The sequence below is a fragment of the Thermogutta sp. genome (assembly GCF_039793925.1).
Lineage (GTDB): Bacteria > Planctomycetota > Planctomycetia > Pirellulales > Thermoguttaceae > Thermogutta.
The window spans coordinates 1-1,741 of the sequence record NZ_JBAMME010000025.1; the positions used below are offsets into that span (position 1 = coordinate 1).

Annotated in this window: 2 protein-coding genes; both read right to left on the minus strand. The window is 55.8% G+C overall.

Annotated features, from left to right (window positions below; genetic code table 11):
• The coding region (locus ABJK56_RS01130; protein ID WP_347242828.1) for a PD-(D/E)XK nuclease superfamily protein at positions 1–413 on the minus strand (413 nt) is incomplete at its 3' end.
• The coding region (locus ABJK56_RS01135) for a DNA methyltransferase (RefSeq protein ID WP_347242829.1) at positions 410–1,741 on the minus strand (1,332 nt) is incomplete at its 5' end. The genes ABJK56_RS01135 and ABJK56_RS01130, both read right to left, overlap by 4 nt.

Consider the following 1,741-nt stretch of genomic DNA (forward strand, 5'->3'; position numbering starts at 1 on the left):
GTATTGGCCGCAGCGATGAAGGCTTCCAGGGTTACAATTTTGACCAGATCGCTATAACGTAGATATTTACTCAATCCCCCACCCACAAAGAAGTCACGCAAACGCCACCCTGGCCCGCCAAGGACCAGATAGGCTTTGTGATAACCGCCTTCCGAGGACAAAATCGCCTCCGCCAAACACATCGCTTCAAAGGGGATCTTTTGTTCAGCGGTTCCAGAAACCTGTTGCCATTTCAAAGAAATCAGGTACCTTTTTCCCTCTGAATCCTCGGCCACTACATCCACAATGTGTTTGCCTCCCCCCAGACGCTCACCGATGCGAACATGTTTTCTATAGCGATACCCCCCGTGTTCCAGCGCAGGGAGAATCATATTTTCCAGCACTCTTCCGGTTGAAGTGTCCCGCGGATTCATACGGATTCCCTCACATAGATAAGAAGATATTTATGAATAACTGCCAGATGGTTCCCCCCGGAAACAGGGGGAGTCTCTTCCGGCACGACGATGACGATCTCCTTCAAAGCAAGATGCCGCTCCCGTCCGAGATCTTCCCAAAGCAACAAAGCGGCAGGCACGAGATCGCCCCTGGGAGAGCGAAAATCCTTCGCTTCTATCACCAGGTATCCGTCGGGAGGGAGCCGAAGAATCGCCTGCCGGAGAAGATCTCCGATGCAGCGCCTGCAACCGGCGAAGATCGCTTCATCCATTTCCTCCGGCAGCCGAATCCACCACAGGTTTGCCGGCCCAACCGACAAAGGAGCCGCTTCTGAAATCCCTCCATCGCCCGTCAGATGGATCTCAACCAGTTCGCCCGCACCCTCAGCAAACCTTTGGAAGAGATTCCGTCTAACTTCTTCTTCCATCCGCGCCAACGGGAACACCCAAACCGTCATCGCTTCCAGGGGTTCCTCTCTCGCGGGCCAAACAGCCCCCTGGACCGTCCGGCAGGACATAGAGGCTTCCCAGAGGGAAAGTTGCTCCTGCACTCCCGATCCAGCCGGTTTCTCAAAAACAGGGAGGTACTCGTGTGCCAGCAGCAAAAAGTTATATTGAACACTCCGGCTGTACCAGAAACCCGTTGCCCGGCAGTTGTGTTGTCGTTTGATGATCAATTCCTTCAGGCGAAAGCCGACATCTAAGAACACCCGGATCACCATAAAGCCAACCGGCACAACCCGCTTAGACTGGCGGGCATCTCCCACGAGGATCGCGCACTTCCCGCCGGGCTTCAAGACCCGGAGGCTTTCCCGGGCCACCTTCCGCATCTCTTGCAAAAACTCTGGTACGGTAAGGGCAGACAGGTCACCGGGAAGCCCGCTACTATATCGGATGATCCTCGCGTAAGGGGGATGGGCACAGATCAGATCAACGCTGTTATCGGAAATCCCGGAAAGATCCCGCGCATCTCCCACTTCCACCATCGGCTCGTAGATCTCTTCTCCCGTGATCGGAGCAGGAGGGGAGAAACCCAAATTCCGCCGGGTGAGGGAGACCGCGGCAGGATTGATATCCCGGGCTATGCAGCGGCGGCCCAATAACTTGGCTTCTACCGCGGTTGTTCCGCCTCCCACAAAATAGTCCAGGATCAGATCACCGGGCCGGGAATACCGCAGGATGATATTTCGCGGAATATAAGGCGACCAATTCCCCCGGTAACGCCCATCGTGTGTGGCCCAACGCCCCCGCTCCTTGAAACTCCAGACCGTAGTGGTTTCCAGGCGAAAGTCCGATGGCTGCCAGCG